This is a genomic window from Oribacterium sp. NK2B42, from assembly GCF_000424445.1.
In the GTDB taxonomy this organism is placed as follows: domain Bacteria; phylum Bacillota; class Clostridia; order Lachnospirales; family Lachnospiraceae; genus Oribacterium.
The window spans coordinates 1-3,330 of the sequence record NZ_AUJX01000089.1; the positions used below are offsets into that span (position 1 = coordinate 1).

Annotated in this window: 3 protein-coding genes; all 3 read right to left on the bottom strand. The window is 40.5% G+C overall.

The window, feature by feature from the left end; all coding sequences use genetic code 11:
• Positions 1–200: 200 nt before the first annotated feature.
• Positions 201–530, bottom strand: a complete 330-nt coding sequence (locus G625_RS0114555) for a PTS lactose/cellobiose transporter subunit IIA (protein ID WP_044932999.1) — start codon at positions 528–530, stop codon at positions 201–203.
• Positions 531–659: 129 nt separating this feature from the next.
• Complete coding sequence (locus tag G625_RS0114560; RefSeq protein ID WP_198014914.1) at positions 660–1,520, bottom strand: DMT family transporter; 861 nt, start codon at positions 1,518–1,520, stop codon at positions 660–662.
• Positions 1,521–1,617: 97 nt separating this feature from the next.
• A partial coding sequence (locus G625_RS0114565; protein ID WP_029201676.1) for an SDR family oxidoreductase occupies positions 1,618–3,330 on the bottom strand: 1,713 nt, incomplete at its 5' end.

Sequence of the window (3,330 nt, forward strand, 5' to 3'; positions counted from 1 at the left end):
CTTCTGTTTTTAGGATAGTATTCTCTTTTCAATGTTCATTCGGGGCTAATCCCCTTGTTATATGGTCAAAATCCGGTTGGATTCCGAAAGGCTATACACATGTTTTTCGACGTTTATCTATGACATACAGATAGAGATCTATCAAGGTTAAAAATACAGGCTGTAGTCTTCATACCACAGCCTGTATATAAACTGAACTTTCACGATAATCTTTTGTACAGCTCAACAAATTCAACTGCCATATCTTTTATAGCCATGGCGTCCATCAGAATATCCTGAGCATGTACCATCATAGACATCATAGGAATATACTCACCATTAATTTCCGATTGAATCATAGAGGTCTGAATCTGATGAGCCTCAAGAAGAGTTTCGTCACAATTTTTAAGTAATTCTTCAGCTTCTTCAAAATTTCCTTTTTTTGCTGCCTGAATAGCCTTCAGCGCTGTATCTCTGGCATCTCCGCCATTCACGATCACTCCCATGAGCATCTCATTATAATCGTCTTCGTTGAAATTATTAATATCCATACACATCTCCTCATAGTTCATCTATACAGGTTATACTACTTATTCTATCGGTTCATTTTAACTATAATATTAATACAAATTTCAACAAAACCCGCTCAAGTAATCACACTTACAATAAACAATACTTTTTTATTCCTTGAAATGACTCAACTGTAGCTCACTTATGACAGCTGATCCAATGATCATTATTGCACCTATGATCCCTACGGAATTTAGCGGTTCTTTTAAAAAGAATGCGGAAAACAACAATGCTGACACCGGATCGATATAACTAAGGATGGCAACCGACTGTGCTCGCAGTCCATCTATGCTTCCGAAATAAAGAACATACGCAATTCCTGTATGAACAAGACCTACGATAAGAAGAAGTATGATTGCAGTCAGGTCGAGTCTCACTCCGTAGAATCCGCCTTTTACTAAAATGTATGGAATCATGACCATCCCTGCGGAAAAGAGCTGAATTACAGTTTTTTGGTAAGGATCTATCCCTCCGATTATTTTATTGATGATGATAACTATTGAATAAAATACCGCGGCACCAAGGCCGAACAATATCCCGGACATATTTCCGGTCCCTGAGCTTTCACCTCCGGTAACACCTGACACCAGTACCATTCCCCAAATAGCTATGATTGCGCAGACACATTCTTTTAGCTTCAATCGCTCCTTAAAAATAATCGGGGACAATAACACGACTATCGTAGGCTGCATATAATAGCAAAGAGTGGCAATCGCAACTGTTGTATGATTATATGCCTCGAAAAGAAGCATCCAGTTGACTCCCATTACGGTGCCGGAAATAACAAGCCAAATTATAGTCTTAAGTGCCATTTTCCCTTTGGAAGTTCTATGGAATAAGCTGATAAAGATCAGAAGAAATAATCCGCCAAGAATTCCTCGTGAGAATGCCAAAAATGCTGATGAAACAGGAATATATCTTCTGAAAATCCCAATTGTACCGAAAATCAGCATTGATACAATATTCATCATTACCGATTTCCGTTCATTCACAGGTTCCTGCATTATATATCACAAATCCCCCCTAATACAGGACACCACATTTTATTATGCGATGTCCTGTTCCTGTTTATTTGATATCAAAAAAGCCAAGTGTCTGCAGCATCTCTATTACCTTCTCAAGATACTCCATATCTGTGATCGACCACCGAATTCCAAGCCTTCCCAAAGCCTGTACTGTGAACCGATTATCACAGGCGATATCCTGACGGCGATTGTCATCCGTAAGGTCATAGTTAATAAGCGGTGAAAGAAATGCGTTGATATCATCATCTGCAAGTCCCTCTCTGAGCCTTTGGGCAAATGCTTCATCCGTTACTGCATCCAGGTGAAGACCACACAAATCCATTGCTGCCACTACGTCTGCCATATCCACCTCGTGAGAATTATAAACATGGAAGATTGTGAAATCTGACGGTGTACCTGCAAGATGTACAACTGCTCTTGCCGTCTCATCTATAGGTGAGAAATCGGTTTGATCATCCAGCTCTGAATACGGGATACATCCCAGTACTGCATATGCTCTTAATGTATTCATGAAATTGTTAGTCCTGAAGTTGATCTGGAACTCTCCGTCTTCCTGTCTGCTCATTAGATTTCCAAGTCTCATGATCTTACCATCCAGTCCCTGTTCTGCTACAGCCTTAAGCACTTTTTCCTCTGCAAGATACTTGGTGTGGACATAAGCATTGGAGGTCACATCCTGACCAATATTCAATGAACATTCTTTAAATACGTCTTCTGAACTTACTCCATCTACTGCTTCACCGCATACTGATGAGGTAGACAGATGAATGAGTCGTGCCTTCTTCCTGATGCAAAGTTTTATGAGATTTTCCACTCCGTCAACATTAACCTGTCTAAGGAAGTTGAAATCAGCAAAATGCTTTACACTGGCAGCGCAGTTTATAACTGTATCAAAGTATTCTCCTTCAAGTGCTGCTATGGCTTCACTGTCGGTTATATCACTTTCTTTCACAAAAATCCTATTACCAAACAGTTCTTCATAAGCATTATCAAAGTAATAGAACAACTGCAGGCGCAGACGGCTTTCACCGCTTATATACGCATTTCCTTTCTTCTTGCCATTTACAAGACATATTATCCGGCAGTTACTGTGGTCTATGATTTCCTTCAATACATGAATACCCATAAATCCTGTTGCTCCGGTCAGAAGTACATTTCCAAGGCTTCCTGGCTTTATGCCTGCCACAAATTCACGAGTATTATGCGCAAGCACTTTTTCAATCTCCGGGTTCTCATAAGTCCTATGCCCAGAAACTTTTTCTGCCTCTGCCCGCTCATCATTTTTGTCATCATGCTGTGCAGACTCATATTCCACATTGACACCATCCCTGTGTCTTAGAATAAGATCCAGTTTCTCTACAGTCCTGGCATCGAAGATATCCTGATACTCCATAGGTATATTCTGAACCTTGGCTCCCATGAGTACCTTGGCTGCCGTAAGTGATGTTCCTCCCATCTCAAAGAAATCATCATCTATTCCGACTTCCATGTTAAGTGCCTTTGAGAACAATCCGCAAAGCCTCTTTTGAAGTTCATTTTCCGGCTGCTTTATGATCTTGTTGCTGATGACCTTATTTATTTCAGGTAATGCCTTCTTATCTACCTTTCCATTGGCTGTCATAGGCATACTGTCAAGCTGCATGAAGGCCTGCGGCACCATGTAGGCTGTGAGATACTGTGAGATGTGCTCTTTTAACTTTTCAATGTCAACCTTTTCATCCGCTGTGAAGTACGCTGCAAGATAATCTGTCTCTCC